A 25,316-nucleotide genomic window follows, 5' to 3' on the forward strand; every position below is an offset into this window, starting at 1 on the left:
CGACTAAAACCATCATCCAAGAGGGAACTCACTTGTCTCATTCTAATTGTATTAAATCTTTACTTGATATTCAAGACCCAAACATTACTTTTGATGAAGATTGTGTAAAGGAAGGAACTTATAAAGGGAAAAGGTGTAAATATATTTCTGGAAAGTTATCATATACCCCCACACATTGTGGACAATGTGGTGTGAAAAACACCAACTTTACAGTCTATAAAAATGGCACACAATTATCTAGATTTACATTGCCCATTACAGGCGTAAATCCGACCTACCTACTACTACAGAAACAACGTTTCATGTGCCAAGCCTGTCAAAGCAGTTTTACTGCTAAAACGCCTATTGTTCAAATGAATTGTTTTATTTCACAAAATGTGAAAGCACAAGTCACACTTAAATCCGCTGAAGCACAGTCACTTACGTCTATCGCAAGGGATTGTTCTGTATCACCAACAACTGTTCAACGTCAAATCAACGAGGCCGCAAAACAATTTATCCCGCACTACAAGGCGCTACTCAAGCACCTTTCTTTTGATGAGTTCAAATATGCAAAAGATGCAATTGCCTTCGAATATATAAATGCGGAATCAGGCAACATATTGGATATCCTAGATCGACGTGACAATTTCACGATTAAGAATCACTTTATTGTGAACTACAGTTTAACGGATCGTAAACGTGTGGAAACCGTAACGATTGATATGAATGCAGGTTATGTAAGTGTGATTAAAGAATTATTTCCAAATGCGAAGATTATCATAGACCGCTTCCATTTGGTTCAGTTGATTAATCGTTCCATGAATAAGTGTCGTATCCAGGTTATGAATCAACTTAAAACGTCTAGTGGAGATGATATGAAGAAATATCGTCGCCTTAAGCGCTACTGGAAGCTATTATTAAAAAAACATTCAGATTTATCCAGCGTAGAATATAAGTATTATTCATTGTTTGGACAACGTACAGGGCAAAGTATTGTAGATGAGATGTTAGAATATGATCCTGCACTAAAAGAGAACTATGAACTTTATCAAGAATTAATGGAATCCATATCAAATAAGGACTTCGGAGCACTATCGTCTTGTTTAACAAATCCTGTTCCATCTGCAATTTCAAATTATATGAGAACAAGCTTGAAAACGTTGAGAAAACATCTTCCATTTATAGAAAACAGTTTTATTTACACCTACAATAACGGAAGAATTGAAGGGAACAACAATAAGATCAAGGTATTGAATCGTGTCGCCTATGGATATAGAAACTTCCAGAACTATAGAAAACGAATTCTGTTACACTTCAGGTTAAAACCATCGGTTAAACAGCAGGAACAAGGACAATTCCATTTTGACGCTGCGTAACATTTATGAGGATTTAATAGGCTTGAAAATCTTTTGTCTATTTTTATTTAATTTCCAAGTGCAATACTAGTTGTTTGGAGTGCAAGATGGCGACTCCAGCGGGAACAGCGCGAGCTGAAGACCCCACAGGAGCGTGCTTTTCGCGACGAGGAGGCTGAAGCCGTGCCCGCGGAAAGCGTCCATCTGGAACGGAAAACAACGGGATACATGGAGGACTATATGAAAAAGGACTATCCTAAAAAATCAGCTTTACTGACTTCTTGGATAGCCCTACAATAACTAAATTATGGTTGGCTACTATCCTTCGCCAACGTCATTTGACAAAGAACCGTTTTATTTCATTGTATTCGTTGCCTGATATTGATCTGAGACGATGAAATCATCTTCCAGTAGAACATAGGGATGTGTTTCCATCAAGCTTGTTTTGAGGTAGTCTGGCATTTTATTTCCTTCGTACGCACAAATTAATGGAAACGACAACAGATTTACGGCTTCGTCCACAATTTCCTCTAAATCTTTTATAAGATGCAATGGCTCTTCCATAGTGGCCCACTCGACATGTGCCCATGCTCGAAATGAGGTTTTATTTTCCACATAGGGCTGAACTGTCTTACTAAAGTAATCAGCGATTGAAGGAGGATGATAACTTCCACTTGACCAATAAAATTCTAGACTGTTTACATAGTGTATGAACTCCATTTGATCTTTCGTTAAACGTGTGCTCAGTTCTTTACGAATAATAGGATAAAGACGAGAATTTTCAATGAGAATCACGTAATCCCCCGCTACAATGCCATCTTGTACATAACTCAAAAGCTGTGTAATGTAATTTCCCATTCCATTATACTTATACAGAACATGAAGGTGAGCATGCTTTTGGTCATCAAACAATTGATTCATTTTACTATTTGCAGTTTCATTTGAAGTTTCAGGCACATTTATCACCCCTTTATTTAAATTCAACTAAGGCTTCCATAATTCCTTATACCATCATTCGACTCTTTCAATGAAAACACCTCTTTATTTCGACAAATCAAGAAACGGTCTGCCCACAATAATCTTTAAATGGGCCCCGCTTGCTGATTTAGTGCAACTGTTGTCGCAATCCCATTATCGACATCTTTCTAAAACTGCGCTTCTGGCATGCGCCAGTTACTAGACCTGTACTTTATTTCCCCTTCTAGCGATTTGTTACCCGTATTATCCGCGTTGCCAAAATCGTGTGCAATGATGTATGACTTAGACTTTGATTCCATTTTAGAAATTGCTAGTACGATACGTCTTTCGATTGGCAACTTTTTCGTCACTCATCTTCCTTCAAACTAGGTAAATCCTGTTAAAATATATTCAAATGTAGTAGCCTTGATTTATATTCTTTTACAATTGCATCTTCAAGTATGGTATGTGAAAGTCGAATAACCAGTTTGGATTAAGTAAGTGACTATGGGGCAAGGTATGATATCATTACTCGAAATTGTCTTAAAAGAAGTGCTATTTTGAAAGGGGATCTACAAATGAATTCAATCGAATCCTTAAAAAAGAGCTTATTTACAAAAACATTTACTCAAAATCCTTACCCGGCATATTCAATGCTTAGGGAGGAAGAACCTGTTTCTTATGTATTACTTCCGGATGGTCAATACGCTTGGATAATCACAAGATATGAGGATGCGCTTGCAGCATTAAAGGATCAAAGGTTCATTAAAGATTTTACAAAGCTTAATGAGAGCGATAAGGGGCATAGCAGTATTTTTAGCCAAAATATGCTTTTTGCTGATATGCCTGACCATAAAAGACTGAGGGGACTTGTGTCAAAAGCATTCACTCCACAAATGATAGCTGGCATGAGAGAGCGTATACAAGAAATCACCAATGAACTTCTTGACGAACTAGAAGGGTTAGAAGAAGTAGATTTAATTACTGAATTCGCTTTTCCGTTACCGATTATCGTCATTTGTGAAATACTCGGGATACCAACAGAAGATCGGGATAATTTCCGCATTTGGTCTAATTCGATGATTGAAGGATCAAATGGTGAGTATGCACAAGACATCCAAAAACACATGAATGATTTTGTACAATATCTTGGTACAAGGTTTGCGGTTGCTCGTGAAAACCCCGGTGATGATTTAATTAGTAAGTTAATTATTTCTGAAGAACAAGGTGACCAACTAACCGAACAAGAGTTATATGGCGTAGTATCACTTTTAATTATTGCTGGTCACGAAACAACCGTAAATTTAATTGGTAATAGTATGTTGGCCTTATTAGAACATCCTGAACAGTTAGTGTTACTGCAAAGTCAGCCAGAATTAATTCACACTGCAGTAGAAGAAGTTCTTCGCTACAATGATCCAGTTGAATTTAGTACTTCTAGGTGGGCGGGTGAAGATCTGGAGTTTAAAGGGAAATCAATGAGTAAAGGTGATTTAGTTATTGTCGTTCTTAATTCGGCTAACCATGATCCAAATCAATTTAAAGATCCGGAAGTTTTTGATATAACTCGGGAAAAGAGCAAACATTTAGCATTTGGAAAAGGGATTCATGCTTGTCTAGGTGCGCCACTTGCCCGTTTAGAAGGTGAAATTGCAATCAATAGTTTTATAAAGCGTTACCCAAATAGTAAATTGAATGTAACTTTAAATGATCTTGAATGGCGATCAGGTATGATTGTTAGAGGGGTAAGAAAACTACCTATAAACTTGTAAAAAATTCAGAAGCGGCAGATACGAACTCGTCTCACAAGACTAAGGTCTAAAAGGCGAGTTTTTTCACATATCTCATTTGACGCTTTAGTTCTGCGTTTGTCATTGTAACTCCACTTCATTGTAAGGTAATGTTAATCTTAAAATATAGGCGGGGTGAATAAAGTGTCTTTTAAAATTATTATCCAACTTGGTTTTGCTTCAGTGCTTTTATTACTGTCTACTGGCGCTGCCTGGTATGAAGGCGGCACAATAGTAAATGAACCTTGGGAATGGAAGCATACAGCGATTTTTTCTCAGAAGGCGAATGGATCAGTGGATTCCATAAATGATATTTTACCAATCGACCATTTTGTATATGCAGCTAAATTCGCCCCTACATTTCCTTTACTGATGTTACTTAGCAGCACTTATCTTATAGTCCTCATAGGTTTTATTCTACTCAAGCGTAATGTTAAGACTTTTTCTTATTTTCTAGTTTGTATTGGTTTTTTATTCCTTTTCTTAAGTGGGTTTCTATCTGATTCCCCTACCACGGGTCTGAAAATACTTTTCAATACTTGTCTAATAATAGGGATTTTATCCATAGGCATCGCATTACTGAGATTTTTTTATGATAAGACTAAGGAAGTCTATTAACTTTTTTATTATTTTAACGTATAAACGTTTATGAATTAATACTTTTCATTGTAAAACAAAGGATAGAAATGATGAAGTGATTTCTGTTCTGAAGTAAATAATTTAGACAAGCACCTAGCGGCATTTTATTACCAAATTAGTTGGAGGAACCTTTTATGATAAAACAAATCGATATTACAAATCCCAAGCTTGCACAAGAAATATTAACTGTTCAAATCCCTTCATATCTTGTTGAAGCTGAACTGATAAACTTTCATGATATCCCTCCATTAAATGATACAGTCCAATCTTTGCAACAATGCGGAGAAACTTTTTTCGGTTATTATTTAAACAATGAATTATGCGGGGCGATTTCTATGATGATGGAAAATGAAGTAATCGATATCCATCGGTTAATGGTTCATCCTGAACATTTCAGAAAAGGTATTGCAAGAAAGTTGCTAAATTTCATTGAAGAGATTGAACAAAACTGCACATCAATAATTGTCTCGACTGGTTCAGGAAATACTCCTGCTGTACATTTTTATTTAACTAGTGGTTTTATCATAACAGGTGAAAAAATAGTACAGGGAGGGTTATCGCTCACTTCGTTCAGTAAGAATATCAGGTAGGGTCTGTTAGGTAGTTCCTTTAAGTAAAGATTAGTACAAAAAGAAGTTCTTTCATCTATATCTTCGCAATCGCTGCGTTACCTAGTTATTTCATACCGACAGTGTTGCGAGCTAACCTAATTATATAAAAGATCCCTTACTATTTGATTGGTCACCAGTCTCGAGACCCAAAAGAACCCCTTCGCCTACAACAGCGAAGGGGATTTCACTTACAAACTAATCATTTAGGTAGTTTTCAATTCTAGTCTTCCTGCAATGAGAGACAACGCATAATTAACGACGAAGTACATCAATGCAATTAAAATAAAGATTGGAATCACGTCGTTTGGGTAGTGAGCTTGTAGGATTTTAGCGTTATGCAGCAGTTCTGGAAGTGCTATAACAACCGCAAGCGATGTATCTTTTAGGAGTGATATAAACTGACTAACAAGATTTGGTACCATTCTTCGAAGGGCTTGTGGCAAAATAACCGTTCTCAATGCTTGAACGTACGTCAGTCCTGATGAACGTGCAGCTTCCATTTGTCCTTTTTCAACAGAATTCAATCCACCTCGAACAATTTCAGCGAGCATGGCTGATTCAAAAACGGTCAATGCCACAATAGCAGAAGCAGTAATACTTAGGTTAATACCCATCTCTGGCAGTGCAAAATAAGTAAACAATATAACAAGAAGAAGCGGTAAATTCCGAATTGTTTCTACGACTACCGCTAATACTTTTGAAAGGATAGGTACTTTAGCAAATCGTAATGTTCCGATTGCCCCTCCAATAATAAAACTTAATATAATTGAAATAAGGGCAACTTTTAACGTAACATAAAAGCCTTCTACTAAAAACCTAAGATTTTCTGGACTAAATGCACCTGAAAAATCCATTATGACACCTCCTTAATGGCTACTAGCAAGACGTTTTTCAAGGTATGATACGCCTAAGCTTAATGGAATGGTAATGACTAAATAAAATAGAGCGACGAATATGTACACATCAAAAACTACATACGTTTTAGCTGAAATGAGGTCTGCCTGATACATCAGTTCGGTCCCGGCAATGAGAGCCAAAATAGATGAGTTTTTCACTAAATTAATAAATTGGTTGCCAATAGGAGGTACTACAATTTTGATTGCTTGAGGTAAGATGATCATTCTCATTGTCTGGCCATAGGTTAAGCCAGAAGATCTTGCAGCTTCCATTTGCCCATCTGGGACTGACAATATACCAGAACGGATCGCTTCCGCAATAAATGCAGATGTATAAATCGTCAATCCAATTGTTCCCGCAGTAAATCCTGAGAGTTGCAGGCCTAAGCTCGGTGTACCAATATAAAAGAAAAATACAATTACGAGCAGTGGAATATTTCGGAAAAACTCAACATATGCAGTGGCTATCCAGCGGAGCGGTGCAATCGGTACGATTCTCATGACCGCGACTAAAGCACCGAAAAAAAAGCTTCCAATTAACGCAATAAAACTAATCATTAACGTAACTTTAAATCCATCCCAATACATATCAAAATAATTTATTAGAATTGAGAAATCCAGCATCTTTCCACCTCACTTAATTCAATCAGGATGGGCATCAATTGCCCATCCTGATTGATAGAACTATTTAGCATATCTATCCATTGTCAATATAAAAACACCGTCTTATTTCAACAAACCGTCAAACCAACTATCATAAATAGTATCAAAGTCCCCGCTCGATATTAGTGATTCAAGTCCAGAATTTAGTGCATCTGTAAACTCTTTTTCCCCTTTTTTCACAGCAATTCCATAAGGCTCTTCTGTGAATTTTTCACCAACTAATTCAAAAGAATCATCTTCAGAAGCCATCCCTGCGAGGATTGAGTCATCTGTTGTTAACACTTCACCTTTTCCAGCTTTCAGTGCTGTAAAAGCTTCTGCATAGTTTTCAAATTCTAAGACGGGTGCTTCTGGAACTGCTTCACGTATATTATCAGTAGACGTAGACCCTTTTACAGCAATTACAGTTGTATCCTTTGTAAGATCATCAATGCTTTGAATAGAGCTTCCCTTTTTCACGAGTAGGGATTGACCAGCTTCGAAGTATACTTCTGAGAAATCAACTTCTTTTTTACGTTCTTCTGAGACTGTCATTGTCGCGATAATTGCATCGATATCACCTTTATTTAATAATGGGATTCTTGTTTTTGACGTTACTTCTACAAATTTAACTTTAGTTTCATCGCCAAGAATTTCTTTTGCTAATTGTTTTGCAATATCGATATCAAAACCTTCAACTTCACCTGTTGTTGGATCTTTTAAGCCAAATAATTTTGTGTCATATTTTACTCCGAAAATGATTTTATCACGTTTTTTTATTGTTTCAAGCACGTTTTTTCCACTATCTCCGTCTTTTCCACCGCTCGCATTGTCGTCCCCTGAATTACAAGCAGCCAAAAGCATAACCGACATAAGTGCAGTTATTGTCAGCAAAAGTAATTTTTTCTTCTTAAACATAAAAACATCTCCCCTTTTGTTTTTTAATGATTTAATATACGGCTGAGAAAGACTTGGGCCCGTTCTTCTTGTGGGTTTTCGAAAAACTCAACCGGAACTGCCTCTTCTAAAATTTTGCCTTGATCTATGAAGACAATACGGTCTCCAACTTCTTTAGCAAATCCCATTTCATGTGTAACGACAACCATCGTCATGCCTTCTTTTGCAAGCGTTTTCATGACATCCAACACTTCGCCGACCATTTCTGGATCTAGCGCAGATGTAGGCTCATCAAAAAGCATAATATCGGGTTTCATAGCAAGTTCTCTCGCAATTGCAACGCGTTGCTGTTGTCCCCCCGATAACTGTGACGGGTAGGATGATGCTTTGTCAGGAATCCCAACCTTTTCCAAGTAATACATCGCAGTCTTTTTTGCCTCTTCTGCTGAATGCTTCAAGACATTGATAGGCGCCAGTGTAATGTTTTGGAGAACTGTTTTATGAGGATATAGATTAAAGTGTTGGAATACCATTCCGATATTTCGTCTCAACTTGTTAATATCCGTTTTCTTGTCATTGACTGCGATATCATTAACGGTAAGAGAGCCGTCTGTAATTGTCTCGAGCCTGTTTATACATCTGAGCAATGTACTTTTACCAGAGCCAGATGGACCGATAATGACTACAACCTCTCCATCTTTCATAGTGAGATTAATATCATTCAGAACATGAAAATCCCCATAATATTTGTTAACGTGCTCAAATGAAATCATGTCATTCTCCCTTCCAACAACTTCGAACTCGATAATCATCAAATTCATCGAATGTTTTTCTATTTCTAAATAATCTTGCTTGTATGCCATTCTATCTACTGCCATTTTAATTGTCAACTTGATTTAGTAAAAGTGCATATTGGTAATAGTAATATAGAATATGGTTATGGCGGTTTAAAACTTTTGAATTCTTCTCAATACTAGGAATTTTTCTCAAGTTATTAAAAAAGTGCCCGAAAGGATGCTTTATATCCTCTCGGGCACTTTAAGGGAACTATTAAATTTGTGCACCCTTCACTTTTGTCTCTGGCATCGTTTCATCAGGTTTAATATCTTCGAATGTTTCGCCCGCCTCTTGAAGATCACGCGTCCTATGCGCAATTCTTGACGCTGCACAAGCTGCAACACTAGCCACGAGGTCATCAAGGAACGTATGGATCCCTCTTCCCTTTTTCGTATCCAGCTCGTTAATGATACCCATTTTGTTTTTATCGAGGTGACCGAATGTTGTCACTGCGATTGAACCATATGTAAATACGGCACCCAGTGCAATTGTTTCATCGACCCCAAAAAGTCCTTCATCTGACTCAACGATTTGTTGCAATGGAGCGGACAGTTTCCCCTGTTCTGCAAGCTCATCTAATTCGATTCCTACAAGAATCGCATGTTGGAGTTCCCGTTTCCGGAGCACCCCTTCGATGGATTCGAGGCAGTGGTCCATCGTGAGACCCTCATTATAAGGATATTGCATTTCAAAGACGATTTCAGCAATTGCTTCCAACGTCACCCCACGCCTTTTCAAAGCTGCTTTTGTAGCATCTGTCACAACTTTTGAATGAACTACTTTTGTTTCATCATGCATTTCTCATCAGCCCCTTTTATAATTAATATATAAACGTCATACAACCATTATACCTGTCCTTGACGATATGATACAATTTCAATATACATGCAATTTGAGGAGGCATCATGAATGAAAAACGGAAAGATAGAAGATCTTACAATTTACAGTAAAGAACTTGGCGAGGAAATGCAGTTGCTTATCCATTTACCACATAACTATTCTCCTCTATATAAATACTCAATACTTATCGCTTCGGATGGTAAAGATTATTTCCAGTTCGGACGGGTTGGCCGAGTCATTGATGAATTTATAGAAGCTGAAGAAATTGAAAATGTTATTGTTGTCGGCGTTCCATATAAGAGTGTCGCAGAACGCAGACGGTTGTATCACCCTGAGGGAGATCTCCGCGAAGCCTATATCCGCTTCCTCGCTCATGAACTTGTTCCATACATTGATGATAATTACCCGACTTATCAGATTGGAGCAGGCAGAGCACTAATCGGTGATTCACTGGCTGCAACGATTTCCCTTCTAACTGCATTGAAATATCCTAATATATTCGGGAAAGTGATCCTTCATTCTCCTTATGTCGACAACTTGGTGCTAGAAACTGTCGAAGCCGTGAAAGATTCTTCCTGTTTCTCAATTTATCATGTTATTGGGAAAGGAGAAACCAAGGTGAATACGCAAGTTGACGGTGTTCAGGACTTCCTTACACCTAATCGTGCGCTAAATGAGTTGATCGTAAAAAAAGGGTTTCCATACTTCTATGAAGAATTTGATGGAGACCATACATGGAAGCATTGGCAACCTGATGTCCGGCGTGCAATTCAAATGGTATTCGCCCATTAATTCAGACAAAACGGACATTCTGCCAGTTATTCTGGTATAATCAATTATATAAAGTTTATACCAATTATTCTTACTAGGAGGTCATTCATTATGAAATACGGCGTTGTAGCATTCCCATCAAAAAAACTTCAAGATCTTGCAAACGGTTACCGGAAAAGATACGATCCGCACTATGCCCTAATTACTCCACATTTGACGGTTAAAGGGGTATTCGAAGCGAATGACCAAGAAATTGAAGAAGTTTCAAAGGCTATCAGAGAAATAACAAAAAAACACGCCCCATTTGAACTAAATGTGTCGAAAGTCGGGACATTCGCGCCCATCACGAATACAATTTACTTCAAAGCAACTCTGAATGATGATTTGGCTGCATTGCATAAAGATCTGAACTCTAACTTCTTCGGAGACAAACCTGAATTTGCATTCGTTCCCCACGTGACGATTGCACAAAAATTGTCTTCAGGTGAACACGATGATATCATCGGTCAACTTAAAATGATTGGTGTCAATCATTCAGAAATGATTGACAGACTGCACCTTCTCTATCAATTGGAAGATGGCTCTTGGACGGTATATGAAACATTCCGCCTTGACGAGGATAACTGAACATTGTTCGAAGTACGATTCGCAACTTCTGACCTTGAACAAGAAGATGCATTTTCTGTCAGAAGGAAAGTGTTCGTGGAAGAACAAGGGGTACCACTCGACCTCGAACTAGACCATTTCGATAAGACCGCAGCGCATTTCGTCGTCTATTCGTCTGATTCACCCATCGGCGCAGGCCGTATCAGGGAAATCAACGATGGAATCGGGAAAGTCGAACGAGTTTGTGTGCTAGTCGAGTACCGGGGGAAACACCTTGGAAATCTTGTCATGCATGCGCTTGAAGAGCATGCTACAAAAACAGGAATGAACAAAATTATTTTAAACGCACAATCATATGCTGTCCCTTTCTATGAAAAGTTAGGGTATGTCATTACTTCTCCTGAATTCATGGACGCAGATATACCCCACCGTGCAATGGAAAAAATTATGGTGAGAAAAGCGTAAGGCGACAGGCATAAGACGGACCGGCGAAGCGGCGATCTTTGCCGTGTAGCTGGGCCGACTTATGACCCGAGACTCTAGGCGCTGGAGCTAGACATTGCTCCAAGTTCAAAAACTTATACTTTCTAAAAAAAAGGTTCGCATTGCTTTTTAAAGCAACGCGAACCTTTTTCTTATATTAGTTAAACATACGCATTTACTGCGATACCTTTTCCTACTACTTGAGCGATTACTGGTGATAAATTAACTGGATTCGGGTAAATAAACCCTTGATAGGCAGGAGGAAGTAAAGCAACGGGCTTGCCACCTTCCTCCTCCTTTTCTCGTTCATGCTGTGAAGATTCGTTGAATTCATCTGCAAAGTCTGAATTCAACTTAACTTTACTAACTCGGTCGATATGGGCAAAATCATAAGACTCCATATTCAATCGGTCTGCATACATTTGAGATTGGATTGGTTGAATCGGTAACAGATAGCCCATTGTAAACACCTCCATTTTAATTACTTCTCTTACTAGTAGTATACCCATCTCCCAGTAAAGGTAAACCTATTATTCTACTTTTCTGTAAACTTATTTATTGCCGGCCTAACATATCTTGAATATCAGCGATATTTACTGCTTTGCCATTCTTCAAAATAGAATTGACCAGCTCATCTTCTGTATGCTGAGGCACATCTTTTTTTGCAAGCTTTCCGACTTTCCGTATGATTTTCCTCACTTGTCGTTCATCACTGAAATCCGCAAATTGGATGGCGTTTGCTAACGCAAACACTTCTTCCATCGGGACTCCTGTCTTTGATTCGATTTTCCGGAAAAATGAATCATTCATCTGTTATCCCCCCTTCTTAAACACAAAAACTGCGGCCCACAATAATGAGCAAGATGAAGAGAACTACGATTAGAACAAATGTTGAGCCGCCATAGCTACCGCCTCTTTCCGGTTCGTAACCGCCGCATCCGCCGCCGTATCCGCCACCATAGGAATTACATCCTCCAAACATGAAAATCCCCCCTTCCCTTCCACATATCCTATGCAGATACGAGAAGCGGGAGGGGGGCTAATGACTAATTAAACTTTTCCTTTCGATTTAAAAATAAGAGCGGCAATGAATCCAAACAAAATAGCAGAACTGATTCCCGAACTGGTCACTTCAAACATTCCTGTCATAACGCCAATCAGACCATGTTTTTCAGCTTCTGCCATCGCACCATGGGTCAATGCATTACCGAACGAAGTAATCGGTATTGTTGCTCCGGCCCCGGCAAAGTCGATGAAAGGCTCATATAGACCTAAACCATCTAATACTGAACCCGTAACAACTAATATACATAATGTATGCGCCGGGGTCAGTTTTGCTACGTCGAATAATAGCTGTCCGACTACGCAGATGAGCCCACCTACAATAAACGCTGTAATGAAAATTGAAACCATATGTCACACTCATTTCATCGTTAGTTCGACTGCATGCGCAATGCATGGAATCGTATCCCCTTGCTGAAACGATAGTGGAGATAAAAGTGCACCCGTCGCAATAAGAAGGACTCGCTTATATTCACCCGCCATCATTTTATCAATTACCTCCGTGAAAAAAACGGCCGCTGAACAACCAGCTCCACTTGCACCGGATAAAAAAGATGTATCTGCACCATAAAATTCTTTGCCTGCATCGCGGAATACGTCTGATACGTCAAACCCTTGATTCCCAGCGAGCGTCTTGTACAATTCAAAACCCGTCTTTCCAAGATCTCCTGTCATGATTACGTCATAGTCGCTTACTTTTTTGCCATGTCCTTTCAGATGCCGAGTGAGCGTATCTGCCGCTGCGGGAGCCATAGCTGCTCCCATATTCAGAGGATCTGTCATCCCGAGGTCTGTTGCACAACCGATTGTCGCACACTCTATAGAAGGAAATCCTTTTTTATGGGGAGTTACGGCAACTACTCCTGCTGCTGTGACAGTCCATTGGGATGTTGGTGGTTTTTGGGATCCATACTCAACTGGATAACGGAATTGTCGCTCGACCGCGTTATGTTGGCTTGATGCTCCCGCAACAGCACATGTAGACATGCCCATTTCCGTCAATAATGCTGCCATGACGAGCGAGGAAACGGATGTTGCACAAGCCGAAAACATACCGATATAAGGAATTCCTATGGTCGCCGCTGCAAAGTTTGATGGTGTCATTTGGTTGACCAGGTCTCCAATTAAAAGAAAATCAGCATCGCCCGGTACGGAGTCCTCTTTGCTTAAGGCAATCATGCATGCGTCTTCCATCATTTTTGCATGGGCATGCTCATTCGTTTTCATTCCACAGCGTTCATCATCATAAATCTTATCGAACTTGTCAGCGAATGGACTTTTCTTTTCCAAAGGACCTGCCGTTACCCCTGTTGCCACAATGGAAGGTGTCGTTTTGAATGTCAAAAGACCGCGCGCTACCATGATACAACTCCAAGTTTAACTAAAATTGTTTTTATAAGGGCTACTATGAAAGCAGAAAATACACCGAATAGGATGACTGAACCTGCGAGTTTAAATATATTACCGCCAACCCCAAGGACGTATCCCTCCGACTTATGCTCAATTGCAGCGGAAATAACTGCATTGCCAAAACCTGTTATCGGAACCGCACTCCCCGCCCCTCCGAATTGAGCAATTTTCTTATATAGTCCAAAACCTGTTAACAGCATTGCAAAAAATATCATTGTAGAAACTGTCGGATTACTAGCCGTCCGTTCGGTGAAATCAAAAAATGTCATATAAAACAAAGAAACGAATTGACCTATTAAACAGATTGTCCCACCAGTCAAAAACGCAAAAATGATATTTCGCAGTATTGGTGTTTTTGGAGAAGTTTCTTTTTCTAACTTTGCGTATTTTTTTTCATCCATTATGTCTCTTCCTTTATAAGTGATTTCAATTTTTCAATCTTTTTACCTATATTCTTTTTATTATCCAAATCAGCGAGTTTGTTCGTTTCCATCCATATTTTACTGTCTGCTGAAACCGTGACATCCAAGTCTGGGTAAATACGCTCTAGTTTTTTCTTGAGTTCCTTTTCAATCTTCCCTTTTTTAAAACGTGAGAATGTTTTAAGCGTAACCCCTGTTATCAAGTCATTATCATGAAAAACAGTGACCGCTGATGTGAGACGTTTGTCATTTTTAAATACTTCTTCGGCTTTTGCATGATCCTCACTTGAATTGTTGTCAATCCGGAATCCGTCTCCTGAACAACCGGATAATAAAACAACTGCAAGAATCATAAGGCTAAGTTTCCGGATATGCGTCCCCTCCATTTTTATACAGTATGCCTTTTCCTCCTAAATTTTATTCATGAACTATCCATAGCGCCCTGCCACTCAGAACTTTGTCGCATAAAGTATAAAGAATTGAAAAGGAGGTGGAATTTATGGGATGTGGAAGAAATGAAGATGTTAACGAAACAAAACACCAAGACAATTGTGTCTGTGAAGTAGTCCGGTTCATCAAGCGTTTACAAGATGCTGGAACAGATGAGGATTGCGTAGAATGCGATACAGATTGTTTCATGGCACCGCTCGGCAGTATTTCCAGCCCGGCGCGTAACCGCATTAACACACGTGTTTTTATGCTTTTAACGGAAAATGGTGATCCATTCAAAGCAATGTTCCGTCCAGAGAGCAGAAACCATTATCTTCACAATTGTTTCTCAACTTTCTTCAGAGTACAAAACGTCTTTGACGGCTGCTGTGCAACATTGCAAGTATTAGCACCTTTAGATAAACTCGGAAAAACGGTCGATATTATTGATTGTGGTAAATTAGATCTTGAAGCACTATGTAAAGTAGAAAGGTTTGGACCGACGGATTCATGTATTACAGTCGACTTGACTTGTTTCTGCGGAATCCAATGTATTAAAGATACGTATATCGACTTCTGCGACGAAGATTAATAACGAACCTGCAATGCCCAAACACCCCAACCATTTAGAATGGTTGGGGTGTTTTATATTTTTTATACTTGAGAAAAGCGCAAGGCGAACTTCAGCTTCACAGAAAACGACTTATGCCCCAAGGGGTTGCGTCTAGAGCTAGACACTATTCAAGGCTGTAAAACTTAAACTTTCTCTTTCAAAAAAAGGCAGAACGGAAAATTCCGTCCTGCCCTTTTTATTTAACATCTACAAATGGCTTGCCGCGCCATAAAATTTCTTCAATCTTCGCCATCTCCACAGCAACTACTTCATCATTTTCCCCACCAAGACCAATCCATACTGTTTCTTCTTCAACTTTTTCAATCGTCCCTGTGACTGTTTCATCTTCCATTACAAATTGAAGCGGCTGATAGGCCTGACGGCGGAACGAATTGCTTAAATAAATAACTTTACGCTGCATGATTGGATCCACTGGCAAAGCTTCGACAACACTTACCTGTTCCTCATATTCCGCCACTGGTCGCTCTTCACTGGTCGAAATAAATATTGACGTGCTTTCCTCCACAGTAATCGCAACTTTAATAAAGATGGGTGGTCCGTCAACAAACAATAACGGTTCATTTTGAAAAATAGTAAGCACATCCTTTTTAACACAGTATATGCGCCTATATTTTGGACGTTACCTCTCTTTTTAGAGAAGTGCAGGGCTGCCCATAAGTACTAAAGGAAGAGAGTGCGACCTCCCCTCGCATTGTAGATTGATGCACTCTCTACTTCTAATAGCTTACCGTTCTGCTTAGAAAATACTTATACTTTCTTACTTTCTAAAAAAAACGGTTTTCACCAGTAATCTAAAGATCACTGATGAAAACCGTTGCTAGACCAAGATAAATAATAACGCTAATCACATCATTTAATGTTGTAATGAAAGGACCGGAAGCAACTGCAGGGTCAATTTTCATTTTATGCATGAGCAATGGAATGAACGAGCCAGAAATTGTTGCGACAAAAATCGAAACAAAAATTGCGGCACCCACTAAAAGACCAATTACGAATTCATGTTTCCAAACATAAATGAGTCCTACAACAAATATTGCACAGGTAAGTCCTGTCATAAGTCCTGTTCCTGCCTCGCGAAGAAGCAATTTGAATTTACTTTCGTCCTCCACATCACCTGTCGCAATACCGCGTACAGCAACAGCAAGTGCTTGCGTTCCGCTATTTCCGGCAGTACCTGCAATTAACGGAATAAATGCTGCAAGCAGTGCAACTTTTGATATTGTTTCTGTAAACAAATCTATCAGATTCGCAGTAAGCATTCCCAATACTAATAGAATCAGTAACCAAGGAAGTCTTTTCTTCATTGCTGAAAATGAGTTTTTGTCAAAGGTATCCATATTGGAAACCCCGGCAAGTTTAGAGTAGTCATCTGACGCTTCTTCATCAAGTACATCGATAATATCATCGACCGTAATGATCCCCAATATATGCTGTTGGAAATCTACGACCGGGACGGCAAGGAAATTATAGTCTTTAATCATTCGAGCGACGTCTTCCTGATCTTCCGAAACAAGAACATTTACAACACGCTCGCTCATAATTGAACTGATTAGCGTATCCTCATGTGCAATGATAAGATCACGGAGCGAAATGACACCTGTTAACCGATTATTGTCATCTACAACAAACACATAATAAATTGTTTCCGCTTTCGGTGCTTCATTGCGCAAAATCGTCATTGCAGAACGGACTGTCGAATTCTGCGGAATTGAAACATATTCCGTTGTCATAATCGAACCTGCAGTATACTCCTCATAATGAAGTAAGGCTTTGATTTCAGCGGCCGCTTGTTTATCCATCAATGTCAAATAACTGACAACTTGTGATTTGTCGAGTTCATTCAGGACATCTACCGCGTTATCGACGAACATGAACGAAATCATGTCTGCTGCATACGTCGTGTCCATCTCCTGAAGGAACTGTTTATATTCATCGTCGCTGATTTCACTCGTCTCGAAAATTTCTGCCAATTCTTTCGGCGATAAGTATTGATAAATGATTTCTCTGAGCTCAGAATCGATTTTTTCATAAAAAATTGCTCGATCATACGGATGAAGGAGTAGATATTCATCGCGGAAAGATTTTATGTCCTGTTGAATAAGCGTCTCTTTCAACTTCTCTTCATCAAAAATGATTTCTTCTTTGTACTCTTCATTTATGTTCACAGCTACACCTTCCTTTCTAATTCTCTCGTGCATTAATAAAGTGAATAAGGGTATTATATACTAATATATATTTTATACAAAGGGTGATAAAAATATGAAATACGATATCGTCGGCGATATTCACGGTTGTTATGAAGAATTTTTGAGTTTGATCCAAAAATTAGGATATAGTATGGTCACGGGTATTCCCTTACACTCCGAAGGAAGAAAACTTGTATTTGTAGGAGATGCGATGGACCGCGGACCTGATTCACTTAAGATGATGAATCTGCTATTCAAAATTCAAAATGAGGATACTCTTCTTTATTCCCCGGGAAATCATTGCAATAAATTATACCGATTTGCCAAAGGAAACCAAGTTCAGCCCACACATGGTCTCGAAACGACAATAGCAGAACTTGATGCATTATCAAATGTTGAGCGAAAACGTTTCTTAACCAATTACCGTCAATTTTACGAAGCATTGCCGTTATACCATATCCTTAATGACGGTAATCTCGTCATAGCACATGCGGGTATCCGGGAAGAAATGATTGGTGCACCCTACTCAGAAAAAATACGTGTCTTCGTTCTTTACGGGGATATCACTGGAAAAAAGTTACCAGACGGCAGACCTCTCAGGCGTGATTGGGCCAAGTACTACAAAGGAAAATCCTTTGTTGTCTATGGACATACACCCGTTAAGGAAGCTCGATTCGTAAACAATACCGCAAATGTTGATACGGGTTGTGTATTTGGAGGCAATCTTACAGCACTCCGTTTTCCTGAAATGGAAATAATATCCACACCATCACTTCAACCATTTATACCGGAGAAATTCACTTCATTTGATTAATTTCGTTGTTGGTCAGGTGCTTCATATCCAAAGGTACTTCGCAACTGAATTCAATTTTTTCACCCGTGAGCGGATGCGAAAATCCAATCATCGCACAGTGTAATGCCTGACGTCCAATCAACCCTTGATTGCCGCCATATAAGTCATCACCATGTAGCGGATACCCCGCCCATTTCATATGGACTCGAATTTGATGCGTCCTACCTGTATGCAGGGTTAGTGCGACTTTTGTTAAATGACGGCCTTCTACTACTGCACGGTGTAATACTTCTACATCTGTTCGAGCAAATTGCCCATCTTCACGTACAATTCGTTCGATAATGCTACCGGCCTTCCTGCCGATTGGTTGTACAATGCTGAAGCGATCCTCTTGTACATTCCCTTCAACAATGGCAACATACTGTCGATTAAAACCGGAATTTATCATCTGTTCACTGAGCAGATGATGGATATGCCGGTTTTTTGCAATACAAATCAAACCCGACGTATCCCGGTCGAGACGCGTAACGACATGCACCGTTGTCGGAAGACATTCCTCAGCAAACTTCCCAGCGACAATATTCGCCATCGTTCCAGTTGGGTGATCGCGTGATGGAATTGTACTTTGCCCAGCAGGTTTATTGACAATCATTAGTGTTTCATCCTCGTGGATAATATCTAAATGCCCAGATTCGGGCACTAAACCGGGACTTGGCGCTTCCGGTGGAAATGTAATAACCACTTCATCCCCTGACTGCAATGGATGTCGCACAGTCCGTTCAATTCCATTCACACTGATGTCCCCGCCATCGTATTTTGTTGCGGTTAATGTCCTTTTCGATATTCCTTTTGCGTGAAGGAATTCGCGCAGCAATATGCCGTCTTCATCCACCTGAAAGATGAGACGGAATCGAAGATCCAACCCATCGCTCTTATACATCGCTATCAATGAACGAGTCATGGACACGTCGCCAAAATGGGAACGGACGGAACCTACCAAAGCGGACTTTTTCTTTCGACACTTGGTATTCAATCGATTTTACATCTTTATGTAAAAGCTGCAAATGATCGACCGTTACCATGAAGTCAGGTCCTTTAACAGGCGTCAGTGCGCATTTATGATGTGCAGGAAGCACAAGCGGCGCACCTACTGTTCGAAATACCCGATTATTAATAGATGCCATTTCCGTCAATTGCATCGATGGGAGAGATGGATGAATAATTGCACCGCCCAGTGCTTTGTTATATGCGGTGGATCCAGAGGGTGTCGACATACATAAACCGTCACCACGAAAGCGTTCAAAGTGATTGCCGTTCAGTTCAACATCCATGACCAGCGTCACATCAGGTGATTTCACTGTCGACTCGTTCAACGCTAGGTACAGGGCGCTGTCTTTTTCATTTCGGTAGTTAATCTTCACGTCAAGAAGCGGATATTCAAAGACTTCAAATTCTTTGCGAGCGATGGAGATGACAAGTTTCTCGATTTCGGCTGGCTTCCAATCTGCGTAGAACCCTAGATGTCCAGTATGGATTCCGACAAAAGCGGTGTCTTTTAAACGGTATTTATACTTATGAAACGCATGAAGCAATGTACCATCTCCACCGATTGACAAGACTATATCAGGTTCTTCCTCACTATAAATAAGTTCGAAATCCGTCAAATAGTTTTTCGCTTCTTCCATGAGCTGGTTGGATAACGCATCGTTTCGTGACTGGATTGCAAATTTCATCTTTTCTCTCCTCCTTTCTCATTCCTATCACCATAACGCCTCGTCGCTGTTTCTTTGAATGCACTGAAATATTGTTGCGCATCCTGAATTTCATTTCGGATTTGCGACATCTCTTCATCCAACTGGAAAGCAGCTTCTGCCGCACGTTCAAGACGATGTCTAATTTCATCCGGCATTTCACCTTCATATTTATAGTTCAATGAATGTTCAATTGATGCCCAGAAATTCATTGCCAATGTACGGATTTGAATTTCCGCAAAAATTGTCTTTTCGCCATGAATCGTCTGCACAGGATACTTAATGATTAAATGATAGGATCTGTATCCACTTGGTTTGTTATGTGCAATATAATCACGTTCTTCAATTACTTCGAGGTCATTCCGCTGCCGCAACGTTTCTACAACAGTACTAATGTCATCGACGAACTGACACATCAGACGAAGACCCGCAATATCAGGCAGTTCGGCAGCAAGTTCAGCCGATGGTTCGAATGGAATCCCTTTTTCAAGCGTCTTATCATAGATGCTCGCAAGCGGCTTGACCCTGCCTGTCACGAATTCAACCGGCGTATGTACATCTTCCAGCTCATATTGGGCTCGCAAACCTTTCAATTTCACTTTCAGTTCATCCACTGCTTGTTTATACGGTTCAAGAAATTGACTCCACTGCCTCATCCGGACCCCTCCCAGCTGTTATTCCATATGTTGAAGTATTGAGCTGAATGCTTGCTCGACTGCCGAGGAGAATGTTTCCCCGTAGTTATCATTACCTTCAATATTATATATAAGCATTGTCAGCTCATCCTTAAATCCTGGAAGAGCAATTATTTCATCTTTCCACGAAAGCACTGGAACTAAATCCGTTTTCAATGCTTCGACCATTAACGGCCATACAGCCTGTGTAAAATGGAGATGCTCGTACCCTGCTTCTGCTTCTAAAAGATAGACAAAAGACAGGTTATCAGAATCTGTAATCATCTTTCCAGATGGTATGCCTTGAATCTTTTCTGCTTGCTCCGCTATTAAAAAAAGGATTTGTCCATCGTTTTGAAGTCCGCTGTCAATTCGATTTTGAATGTTCAAGATTTCTTCTTCCCTTCATGCGTCATTACGTTCATTCTATCATATGAGTCGTGGCCTTGCAGTTTAGAAAATGCGTTTTCCTCCTTAAATTGGTATACTATAGATAGGTTATTATTTCATGAGTCAACAGCTTAACGTCAGAAGGGACAGATCGTAATGGATACGCGCACTTTTCGTACATTAATGGAAATAAATACACTGCAGTCTCTCGGTGCTGTTCAGACGTATACTGAACAAGATAGCACATCTCCATCCATGTTTAACACGATTTTAGAGGAGATGTTGGGCAATACATCTATAACGGATTCCTTATCTTCCGCTTCATCCACACTACTAGGTAACCTCAATAATACAGAAAGCTTACACTATAACGGGAAAAATGGCGTGTTCGAACCTTCTACTCTTAACGCGATTCTTTCTGCAACGCAACAAAATTCTTCAGTACCTATGAAAAACACGGCTATTGCCAATGAAAGCTATAGTGATATCATCAGCCAAGCAGCAAGCAAATATAACTTGCCCGATAAATTGATTTCTGCCGTAATTAAGCAAGAATCGAACTTCAATAATAGTATTGTCAGTCATGCAGGTGCACAAGGTCTTATGCAATTGATGCCCGGAACAGCAAAGTTCCTAGGCGTTAAAGACAGTTTTGATCCAGCTCAGAACGTCATGGGAGGAGCCAAATATTTAAGACAAATGCTTAATCAGTTCGGCGGCAATATCGAACTTGCTCTGGCAGCTTATAATGCAGGTCCTGGGAATGTAAAAAAACATGATGGGATTCCTCCTTTCAAAGAAACACAGCAATATGTGAAAAAAGTGCTCGGCTATTTTAATGCATAAGATTGGTAATCGTCACACTCAATTCACAAACAGAGCGATTTATTTGTGAAACGGGTGCAGGGTTGATAGAATATCAATACAGTCAGAGCAAAGGAGATTGACATAATGATGCGAAAACCTTTGATCCCTTATGAGGAGATCGGTGCTACAAAATTGTCGGAACTTATCGACCTGTTTTACGCTAAAGTAGCCGTACACCCGGCCCTATATCCGATTTTCCCAGATGACCTGACAGAAACTGCGCGCAAACAAAAACAATTTCAAACACAATATTTAGGCGGTCCCAATTTATATACTGAAGAACATGGTCACCCGATGATGAAAGCTCGTCATATGCCATTCCCAATTTCTCCAGTTCAAGCAGAAGCATGGCTTGCTTGCATGGCAGAAGCGATGGACGAAGTCGGACTTGAAGGAAATATACGTGATATCTATTATAAACGCCTCGTCTTGACCGCCAATCATATGGTAAACAGGACTGGGGAGGATAGAACGTGAATCGGCAAACAATACTGGAGAACCCGGTCAGTCCTTCTACATGCATAAGGCCAATCGAATTATATGTTTTCATCGATCCATTATGTGGAGATTGCTCGACACTCCCGCCTTTACTTCGGAAGTTACAAGTTGATTATGATCGCTATTTTACATTGCGTATTGCACTGCGGACCTCATTGCCTAAGATGAATCTTCAATGTATGCATAAAGATGAGGATGAGCTGGCTTGTGATAAAACACATCCCTCTTTTCCAAGTATCGCTATTAAAACTGCGGAGTTTCAAGGCAAACGTGCCGGATTTCGGTTTTTATCAAAAATGCTTGAATATTCATTTTTAAAGTCTAGAAACGTATCGTCATTTTCCGTACTTGTCGAAATCGCCAAAAAGCTGAATCTAGACGTAGATGAATTTATCCGAGACTTCTCTTCAAAAAACGTACTGCGCTCCTTACAAGTCGATTTGTATATGGCAAAAGAGATGGAAGTCGACAAAGCACCTACCTTCGTCTTCTTCAATGAAAATATTGAAGATGAAGGATTAAAAGTAAGCGGCTTATACGACTACGAAGTCTACGAACAAATCTTAGAGGAACTGGTCGGAGGGCCGCTTCTTCCTGACACCCCCCCTCCCCTCGAGGATTTGTTTCAGCGTTTCGATACGCTCTCTACAAAAGAGATTGCCAGCATTTACAATATTTCCGAACAGTCCGCAGAACGCGAACTCAAAAAACGCCTTCTTCAACAACATGTCGAACGAATTGCCTTCCAAGACATGACGCTGTGGCGTAAAAAGTTGATCTAAATTAAATGCTACTTCATCACCCGGACATTTACGGGCGATGAGGTAGCTTTTTTTGATTCTTTTGCTCTTTGGATGATTGGTTGGCGAAGGGTATGACTTTTTTAGGGAGTGCCATGACTTTGAGAGTGAGCCATGAGTTCATTGGGCACCGCCATGATTTACTGGCTGATTGCCATGAATTCGCGGGAGAGCCATGAATTCGTTGAGCCGCCCCATGAATTACTGGCCGATTGCCATGAATTCGTTGGGCCGCCCCATGAATTACTGGCCGATTGCCCTGAATTCGTTGGGCCCCGCCATGAATTCACGGACGAGCCATGAATTCATCGAGCCGCCCCATGACTTACCGGCTGATTGCCGTGAATTCGCGGGAGAGCCATGAATTCGTTGAGCCGCGCCATGACTTACTGGTTCATTGCCGTGAATTCGCGGGAGAGCCATGAATTCATTGAGCCGAGCCATGGTTTACTGGCCCATTGCCGTGAATTCACGGGAGAGCCATGAATTCATTGGGCCGTGCCATGACTTACTGACCGATTGCCGTGAATTCGCGGGCGAGCCATGAATTCATTGGGCCGCGCCATGACTTATTGACCGATTGCCGTGAATTCGCGGGCGAGCCATGAATTCATTGGGCCGTGCCATGACTTACTGGTTCATTGCCGTGAATTCATTGAGCAGTGCCATGACTGACCGGCCCATTGCCGTGCATAACCTGTACCCTGAATTCGCGGGCGAGCCATATTACCATAGTAAGATTATGTCTCCATAAGAAAAAGCCTTTCTATAGCGAAAGGCTTTTTCTAACTTTCAATGATGTGTTTTTGTATTACCTAAAATGTAAAATGTCCTAGTAGACTTCCCTTTCTTCACAAGTAACGACGTAGATAATACATACCGAGCTGCATTGGAATCCTTCAAGTCTAAAAACTTACGACACTCTTCGTTCGTGAGGGAATTCTTCACTAGCATAAACCAATCACTAATACCGGATTCATATGGATTTTTGACATCTTTTTCGCAACTTTGACAGCACCATGTCCTCGAACTTTTTCGTTGAAGTAACTGATTACAATAATGACATACAAAACCCGTCCTCAAATCCTGATGATCAATATTAAAGTAAGAACATAAAGGAAAGGGATTAAACTCTTGCTGTTCTATAGCTATTTTTCTTGAAATTTCATTAATTTGAGCAGGCGAAAGAACTGGCTCGGATCGCCTCAAACTTTGTAAATAGAAAGGGATTTGCTTCTTATAAATAATAGGGAAATCTTGAGGCACATCTTTCACTTTGGTGTTTGGATTTGCAAGAACGACTAGACCAATTGTCTTCAGATTGATTCCACGCTGGAAAAACCATTCATCTAAATTCAATTTATTCGATTCAATTTGATAAACCGGGCAATCGATAACCGCTTCATGACCAGTTTCAAGCACTTGTTCAAGATGTGGGGGATTTTGGACAAATCGGATTGTACCTTTAATATTTTTCACTTCAACGATTAAGACATATCGTTCAGTGATAATCAAGGTGTCTATCTGGAATGTGAACTTCGGGGAAATGCGCAAATGAACATCAGTAAATATTTTGGTACTTTTGGGAAAACGGGAACGTTCGATGTATGAATCGACATTACACTCTCCTGAATAACCTGCACCGATCCGGTAAAGTTGTTCTCTTAAATAATTTACTTTCCGATGATCAGGGGGTATGCGGGCAATCAAGCGTGGTATTCCTCTTAGTAGAGCGGGCTGATTCCTTTTAATAATAGTGCGTATTTGAGTCACCTCTCGTTTTATTTTTACTGATTATTCTAATTAATTATACAAAATACTCGCTGATATGGCAACAGTTTACCGCCAATCCCTTTTTCATCACGTATCAGATAATAGGGATTTTGTTTTGAGACTCCGAACTGTCATGACTAACTCTGGAATGGGCATGACTAACTGTCCGCAAGCCATGACTAACTTACAACTCCCCATGAATTCAGGCCAACGCCATGACTAACTCTGTAACTGTCATGACTAACTGTCCACGAGCCATGAATAACTTGCAACTCCCCATGAATTCACGCCATCCCCCCTTCCCCATACAAAAGAAAAGAG

At 40.1% G+C, this 25,316-nt stretch carries 34 protein-coding genes; 12 read left to right on the forward strand and 22 right to left on the reverse strand.

Annotated elements, in window-relative coordinates:
* The first annotated feature begins 32 nt into the window (after nucleotides 1–32).
* Nucleotides 33–1,358 carry an ISL3 family transposase gene (locus tag MKZ11_RS22650; RefSeq protein WP_340795911.1) on the forward strand — a complete coding sequence of 442 codons (1,326 nt, stop codon included), beginning with the start codon at nucleotides 33–35 and terminating at the stop codon, nucleotides 1,356–1,358.
* Between the two features lie 333 nt (nucleotides 1,359–1,691).
* Here the strand turns inward: MKZ11_RS22650 and MKZ11_RS22655 are convergent, their stop codons facing one another.
* Both MKZ11_RS22655 and MKZ11_RS22660 read right to left on the reverse strand, forming a co-directional pair.
* Nucleotides 1,692–2,294: an MEDS domain-containing protein gene (locus tag MKZ11_RS22655; protein ID WP_340796602.1), complete on the reverse strand. Its 603-nt coding sequence runs from the start codon at nucleotides 2,292–2,294 to the stop codon at nucleotides 1,692–1,694.
* A gap of 188 nt (nucleotides 2,295–2,482) precedes the next feature.
* The gene (locus MKZ11_RS22660; protein ID WP_340796604.1) at nucleotides 2,483–2,665 is read right to left on the reverse strand and encodes a hypothetical protein; all 183 of its coding nucleotides are present in this window, start codon (nucleotides 2,663–2,665) and stop codon (nucleotides 2,483–2,485) included.
* A 207-nt stretch (nucleotides 2,666–2,872) separates the two neighbouring features.
* Here MKZ11_RS22660 and MKZ11_RS22665 point away from each other — a divergent pair, with 207 nt between their 5' ends.
* The 3 genes from MKZ11_RS22665 to MKZ11_RS22675 all read left to right on the forward strand — a co-directional run bounded on the left by MKZ11_RS22665 (nucleotide 2,873) and on the right by MKZ11_RS22675 (nucleotide 5,313).
* Entirely contained in the window at nucleotides 2,873–4,066 is a 1,194-nt protein-coding gene (locus tag MKZ11_RS22665; RefSeq protein WP_340796605.1) for a cytochrome P450 family protein, read from the forward strand.
* A gap of 162 nt (nucleotides 4,067–4,228) precedes the next feature.
* Nucleotides 4,229–4,702 (forward strand): YjdJ family protein, encoded by a 474-nt coding sequence (locus tag MKZ11_RS22670; RefSeq protein ID WP_340796606.1) that lies wholly within the window; start codon nucleotides 4,229–4,231, stop codon nucleotides 4,700–4,702.
* A gap of 155 nt (nucleotides 4,703–4,857) precedes the next feature.
* Nucleotides 4,858–5,313, forward strand: coding sequence for a GNAT family N-acetyltransferase (locus tag MKZ11_RS22675; RefSeq protein WP_340796608.1), 456 nt, complete (start codon nucleotides 4,858–4,860; stop codon nucleotides 5,311–5,313).
* A 224-nt stretch (nucleotides 5,314–5,537) separates the two neighbouring features.
* On the opposite strand, the gene MKZ11_RS22680 is transcribed toward MKZ11_RS22675, so the two are convergent.
* From MKZ11_RS22680 to MKZ11_RS22700, 5 genes are all read right to left on the reverse strand, one after another.
* Nucleotides 5,538–6,188, reverse strand: coding sequence for an amino acid ABC transporter permease (locus MKZ11_RS22680; RefSeq protein WP_340796609.1), 651 nt, complete (start codon nucleotides 6,186–6,188; stop codon nucleotides 5,538–5,540).
* Between the two features lie 12 nt (nucleotides 6,189–6,200).
* The gene (locus tag MKZ11_RS22685) at nucleotides 6,201–6,854 is read right to left on the reverse strand and encodes an amino acid ABC transporter permease (RefSeq protein WP_340796610.1); all 654 of its coding nucleotides are present in this window, start codon (nucleotides 6,852–6,854) and stop codon (nucleotides 6,201–6,203) included.
* Between the two features lie 102 nt (nucleotides 6,855–6,956).
* Nucleotides 6,957–7,790, reverse strand: coding sequence for a transporter substrate-binding domain-containing protein (locus MKZ11_RS22690; RefSeq protein WP_340796611.1), 834 nt, complete (start codon nucleotides 7,788–7,790; stop codon nucleotides 6,957–6,959).
* Nucleotides 7,791–7,813: 23 nt separating this feature from the next.
* Nucleotides 7,814–8,542: an amino acid ABC transporter ATP-binding protein gene (locus MKZ11_RS22695; RefSeq protein WP_340797095.1), complete on the reverse strand. Its 729-nt coding sequence runs from the start codon at nucleotides 8,540–8,542 to the stop codon at nucleotides 7,814–7,816.
* Nucleotides 8,543–8,819: 277 nt separating this feature from the next.
* Entirely contained in the window at nucleotides 8,820–9,404 is a 585-nt protein-coding gene (locus MKZ11_RS22700; protein ID WP_340796612.1) for a phosphatidylglycerophosphatase A family protein, read from the reverse strand.
* Between the two features lie 111 nt (nucleotides 9,405–9,515).
* On the opposite strand from MKZ11_RS22700, the gene MKZ11_RS22705 reads away from it, so the two are divergent.
* The 3 genes from MKZ11_RS22705 (at nucleotide 9,516) to MKZ11_RS22715 (ending at nucleotide 11,288) form a co-directional block, all read left to right on the forward strand.
* Nucleotides 9,516–10,238 carry an alpha/beta hydrolase gene (locus tag MKZ11_RS22705; RefSeq protein WP_340796613.1) on the forward strand — a complete coding sequence of 241 codons (723 nt, stop codon included), beginning with the start codon at nucleotides 9,516–9,518 and terminating at the stop codon, nucleotides 10,236–10,238.
* 90 nt (nucleotides 10,239–10,328) lie between these two features.
* Nucleotides 10,329–10,844 carry a YjcG family protein gene (locus tag MKZ11_RS22710; RefSeq protein WP_340796614.1) on the forward strand — a complete coding sequence of 172 codons (516 nt, stop codon included), beginning with the start codon at nucleotides 10,329–10,331 and terminating at the stop codon, nucleotides 10,842–10,844.
* A gap of 3 nt (nucleotides 10,845–10,847) precedes the next feature.
* Nucleotides 10,848–11,288: a GNAT family N-acetyltransferase gene (locus MKZ11_RS22715; RefSeq protein ID WP_340796615.1), complete on the forward strand. Its 441-nt coding sequence runs from the start codon at nucleotides 10,848–10,850 to the stop codon at nucleotides 11,286–11,288.
* A 179-nt stretch (nucleotides 11,289–11,467) separates the two neighbouring features.
* Here MKZ11_RS22715 and MKZ11_RS22720 read toward each other — a convergent pair whose 3' ends face one another.
* From MKZ11_RS22720 to MKZ11_RS22750, 7 genes are all read right to left on the reverse strand, one after another.
* The gene (locus MKZ11_RS22720) at nucleotides 11,468–11,782 is read right to left on the reverse strand and encodes a hypothetical protein (RefSeq protein ID WP_340796616.1); all 315 of its coding nucleotides are present in this window, start codon (nucleotides 11,780–11,782) and stop codon (nucleotides 11,468–11,470) included.
* Between the two features lie 79 nt (nucleotides 11,783–11,861).
* A complete protein-coding gene (locus MKZ11_RS22725; protein ID WP_340796617.1) occupies nucleotides 11,862–12,116 on the reverse strand; it encodes a stage VI sporulation protein F in 255 nt (84 codons plus the stop codon).
* Between the two features lie 16 nt (nucleotides 12,117–12,132).
* Nucleotides 12,133–12,288, reverse strand: a complete 156-nt coding sequence (locus tag MKZ11_RS22730; RefSeq protein ID WP_340796618.1) for a YjcZ family sporulation protein — start codon at nucleotides 12,286–12,288, stop codon at nucleotides 12,133–12,135.
* 68 nt (nucleotides 12,289–12,356) lie between these two features.
* The gene (gene spoVAE, locus MKZ11_RS22735; protein ID WP_340796619.1) at nucleotides 12,357–12,719 is read right to left on the reverse strand and encodes a stage V sporulation protein AE; all 363 of its coding nucleotides are present in this window, start codon (nucleotides 12,717–12,719) and stop codon (nucleotides 12,357–12,359) included.
* Nucleotides 12,720–12,728: 9 nt separating this feature from the next.
* A complete protein-coding gene (locus MKZ11_RS22740; RefSeq protein ID WP_340796620.1) occupies nucleotides 12,729–13,730 on the reverse strand; it encodes a stage V sporulation protein AD in 1,002 nt (333 codons plus the stop codon).
* Nucleotides 13,724–14,179 (reverse strand): stage V sporulation protein AC, encoded by a 456-nt coding sequence (gene spoVAC / locus MKZ11_RS22745; protein WP_340796621.1) that lies wholly within the window; start codon nucleotides 14,177–14,179, stop codon nucleotides 13,724–13,726. The genes MKZ11_RS22740 and spoVAC overlap by 7 nt, the downstream gene beginning before the upstream one ends.
* Nucleotides 14,179–14,586 carry a hypothetical protein gene (locus MKZ11_RS22750; protein ID WP_340796622.1) on the reverse strand — a complete coding sequence of 136 codons (408 nt, stop codon included), beginning with the start codon at nucleotides 14,584–14,586 and terminating at the stop codon, nucleotides 14,179–14,181. Before MKZ11_RS22750 ends, spoVAC begins: the two co-directional genes overlap by 1 nt.
* 113 nt (nucleotides 14,587–14,699) lie before the next feature.
* Between MKZ11_RS22750 and MKZ11_RS22755 the strand changes: the two genes are divergently transcribed.
* Nucleotides 14,700–15,221, forward strand: a complete 522-nt coding sequence (locus MKZ11_RS22755) for a CotY/CotZ family spore coat protein (protein ID WP_340796623.1) — start codon at nucleotides 14,700–14,702, stop codon at nucleotides 15,219–15,221.
* Between the two features lie 217 nt (nucleotides 15,222–15,438).
* Here MKZ11_RS22755 and MKZ11_RS22760 read toward each other — a convergent pair whose 3' ends face one another.
* Nucleotides 15,439–15,843, reverse strand: a complete 405-nt coding sequence (locus MKZ11_RS22760) for a hypothetical protein (protein ID WP_340796624.1) — start codon at nucleotides 15,841–15,843, stop codon at nucleotides 15,439–15,441.
* Nucleotides 15,844–16,054: 211 nt separating this feature from the next.
* A complete protein-coding gene (gene mgtE / locus MKZ11_RS22765) occupies nucleotides 16,055–17,461 on the reverse strand; it encodes a magnesium transporter (protein WP_340796625.1) in 1,407 nt (468 codons plus the stop codon).
* A gap of 61 nt (nucleotides 17,462–17,522) precedes the next feature.
* Here mgtE and prpE point away from each other — a divergent pair, with 61 nt between their 5' ends.
* Nucleotides 17,523–18,263: a bis(5'-nucleosyl)-tetraphosphatase PrpE gene (gene prpE / locus MKZ11_RS22770; protein WP_340796626.1), complete on the forward strand. Its 741-nt coding sequence runs from the start codon at nucleotides 17,523–17,525 to the stop codon at nucleotides 18,261–18,263.
* Here prpE and MKZ11_RS22775 read toward each other — a convergent pair.
* From MKZ11_RS22775 to MKZ11_RS22790, 4 genes are read right to left on the reverse strand one after another with little or no spacing between them, the layout of a single operon-like run.
* A complete protein-coding gene (locus MKZ11_RS22775) occupies nucleotides 18,247–19,203 on the reverse strand; it encodes an RluA family pseudouridine synthase (RefSeq protein WP_340796627.1) in 957 nt (318 codons plus the stop codon). The two genes, prpE and MKZ11_RS22775, sit on opposite strands and share 17 nt — an antisense overlap.
* Nucleotides 19,175–19,975 carry an NAD kinase gene (locus MKZ11_RS22780; protein WP_340796628.1) on the reverse strand — a complete coding sequence of 267 codons (801 nt, stop codon included), beginning with the start codon at nucleotides 19,973–19,975 and terminating at the stop codon, nucleotides 19,175–19,177. The genes MKZ11_RS22775 and MKZ11_RS22780 overlap by 29 nt, the downstream gene beginning before the upstream one ends.
* Complete coding sequence (locus MKZ11_RS22785; RefSeq protein WP_340796629.1) at nucleotides 19,972–20,649, reverse strand: GTP pyrophosphokinase; 678 nt, start codon at nucleotides 20,647–20,649, stop codon at nucleotides 19,972–19,974. Before MKZ11_RS22785 ends, MKZ11_RS22780 begins: the two co-directional genes overlap by 4 nt.
* An 18-nt stretch (nucleotides 20,650–20,667) precedes the next feature.
* Nucleotides 20,668–21,057 (reverse strand): UPF0738 family protein, encoded by a 390-nt coding sequence (locus MKZ11_RS22790; RefSeq protein ID WP_340796630.1) that lies wholly within the window; start codon nucleotides 21,055–21,057, stop codon nucleotides 20,668–20,670.
* A 183-nt stretch (nucleotides 21,058–21,240) separates the two neighbouring features.
* Between MKZ11_RS22790 and MKZ11_RS22795 the strand changes: the two genes are divergently transcribed.
* From MKZ11_RS22795 to MKZ11_RS22805, 3 genes are all read left to right on the forward strand, one after another.
* Nucleotides 21,241–21,903, forward strand: a complete 663-nt coding sequence (locus tag MKZ11_RS22795) for a lytic transglycosylase domain-containing protein (RefSeq protein WP_340796631.1) — start codon at nucleotides 21,241–21,243, stop codon at nucleotides 21,901–21,903.
* Between the two features lie 105 nt (nucleotides 21,904–22,008).
* Complete coding sequence (locus tag MKZ11_RS22800) at nucleotides 22,009–22,401, forward strand: globin domain-containing protein (RefSeq protein WP_340796632.1); 393 nt, start codon at nucleotides 22,009–22,011, stop codon at nucleotides 22,399–22,401.
* Nucleotides 22,398–23,204, forward strand: a complete 807-nt coding sequence (locus MKZ11_RS22805) for a DsbA family protein (RefSeq protein ID WP_340796633.1) — start codon at nucleotides 22,398–22,400, stop codon at nucleotides 23,202–23,204. Before MKZ11_RS22800 ends, MKZ11_RS22805 begins: the two co-directional genes overlap by 4 nt.
* 261 nt (nucleotides 23,205–23,465) lie before the next feature.
* On the opposite strand, the gene MKZ11_RS22810 is transcribed toward MKZ11_RS22805, so the two are convergent.
* Nucleotides 23,466–23,645, reverse strand: coding sequence for a hypothetical protein (locus tag MKZ11_RS22810; protein WP_340796634.1), 180 nt, complete (start codon nucleotides 23,643–23,645; stop codon nucleotides 23,466–23,468).
* Between the two features lie 369 nt (nucleotides 23,646–24,014).
* Nucleotides 24,015–24,932, reverse strand: coding sequence for a nuclease-related domain-containing protein (locus MKZ11_RS22815; protein ID WP_340796635.1), 918 nt, complete (start codon nucleotides 24,930–24,932; stop codon nucleotides 24,015–24,017).
* Between the last annotated feature and the right edge of the window lie 384 nt (nucleotides 24,933–25,316).

Origin of the sequence: Sporosarcina sp. FSL K6-1508 (assembly GCF_038007465.1) — a bacterium.
Classification (GTDB): Bacteria; Bacillota; Bacilli; order Bacillales_A; family Planococcaceae; genus Sporosarcina; species Sporosarcina psychrophila_B.

What these genes read in the sequence shown, in the direction of transcription:
- MKZ11_RS22665 (WP_340796605.1), top strand. Translation starts at nt 2,873, where the DNA reads ATGAATTCAATCGAATCCTTAAAAAAGAGCTTATTTACAAAAACATTT.
- MKZ11_RS22675 (WP_340796608.1), top strand. Translation starts at nt 4,858, where the DNA reads ATGATAAAACAAATCGATATTACAAATCCCAAGCTTGCACAAGAAATA.
- MKZ11_RS22680 (WP_340796609.1), bottom strand. Translation starts at nt 6,188, where the DNA reads ATGGATTTTTCAGGTGCATTTAGTCCAGAAAATCTTAGGTTTTTAGTA.
- MKZ11_RS22685 (WP_340796610.1), bottom strand. Translation starts at nt 6,854, where the DNA reads ATGCTGGATTTCTCAATTCTAATAAATTATTTTGATATGTATTGGGAT.
- MKZ11_RS22690 (WP_340796611.1), bottom strand. Translation starts at nt 7,790, where the DNA reads ATGTTTAAGAAGAAAAAATTACTTTTGCTGACAATAACTGCACTTATG.
- MKZ11_RS22695 (WP_340797095.1), bottom strand. Translation starts at nt 8,542, where the DNA reads ATGATTTCATTTGAGCACGTTAACAAATATTATGGGGATTTTCATGTT.
- MKZ11_RS22700 (WP_340796612.1), bottom strand. Translation starts at nt 9,404, where the DNA reads ATGCATGATGAAACAAAAGTAGTTCATTCAAAAGTTGTGACAGATGCT.
- MKZ11_RS22705 (WP_340796613.1), top strand. Translation starts at nt 9,516, where the DNA reads ATGAAAAACGGAAAGATAGAAGATCTTACAATTTACAGTAAAGAACTT.
- MKZ11_RS22710 (WP_340796614.1), top strand. Translation starts at nt 10,329, where the DNA reads ATGAAATACGGCGTTGTAGCATTCCCATCAAAAAAACTTCAAGATCTT.
- MKZ11_RS22720 (WP_340796616.1), bottom strand. Translation starts at nt 11,782, where the DNA reads ATGGAGGTGTTTACAATGGGCTATCTGTTACCGATTCAACCAATCCAA.
- MKZ11_RS22725 (WP_340796617.1), bottom strand. Translation starts at nt 12,116, where the DNA reads ATGAATGATTCATTTTTCCGGAAAATCGAATCAAAGACAGGAGTCCCG.
- MKZ11_RS22730 (WP_340796618.1), bottom strand. Translation starts at nt 12,288, where the DNA reads ATGTTTGGAGGATGTAATTCCTATGGTGGCGGATACGGCGGCGGATGC.
- spoVAE (WP_340796619.1), bottom strand. Translation starts at nt 12,719, where the DNA reads ATGGTTTCAATTTTCATTACAGCGTTTATTGTAGGTGGGCTCATCTGC.
- MKZ11_RS22740 (WP_340796620.1), bottom strand. Translation starts at nt 13,730, where the DNA reads ATGGTAGCGCGCGGTCTTTTGACATTCAAAACGACACCTTCCATTGTG.
- spoVAC (WP_340796621.1), bottom strand. Translation starts at nt 14,179, where the DNA reads ATGGATGAAAAAAAATACGCAAAGTTAGAAAAAGAAACTTCTCCAAAA.
- MKZ11_RS22750 (WP_340796622.1), bottom strand. Translation starts at nt 14,586, where the DNA reads ATGGAGGGGACGCATATCCGGAAACTTAGCCTTATGATTCTTGCAGTT.
- MKZ11_RS22755 (WP_340796623.1), top strand. Translation starts at nt 14,700, where the DNA reads ATGGGATGTGGAAGAAATGAAGATGTTAACGAAACAAAACACCAAGAC.
- mgtE (WP_340796625.1), bottom strand. Translation starts at nt 17,461, where the DNA reads ATGCACGAGAGAATTAGAAAGGAAGGTGTAGCTGTGAACATAAATGAA.
- prpE (WP_340796626.1), top strand. Translation starts at nt 17,523, where the DNA reads ATGAAATACGATATCGTCGGCGATATTCACGGTTGTTATGAAGAATTT.
- MKZ11_RS22775 (WP_340796627.1), bottom strand. Translation starts at nt 19,203, where the DNA reads ATGACTCGTTCATTGATAGCGATGTATAAGAGCGATGGGTTGGATCTT.
- MKZ11_RS22780 (WP_340796628.1), bottom strand. Translation starts at nt 19,975, where the DNA reads ATGAAATTTGCAATCCAGTCACGAAACGATGCGTTATCCAACCAGCTC.
- MKZ11_RS22785 (WP_340796629.1), bottom strand. Translation starts at nt 20,649, where the DNA reads ATGAGGCAGTGGAGTCAATTTCTTGAACCGTATAAACAAGCAGTGGAT.
- MKZ11_RS22795 (WP_340796631.1), top strand. Translation starts at nt 21,241, where the DNA reads ATGGAAATAAATACACTGCAGTCTCTCGGTGCTGTTCAGACGTATACT.
- MKZ11_RS22800 (WP_340796632.1), top strand. Translation starts at nt 22,009, where the DNA reads ATGATGCGAAAACCTTTGATCCCTTATGAGGAGATCGGTGCTACAAAA.
- MKZ11_RS22810 (WP_340796634.1), bottom strand. Translation starts at nt 23,645, where the DNA reads ATGGCTCTCCCGCGAATTCACGGCAATGAACCAGTAAGTCATGGCGCG.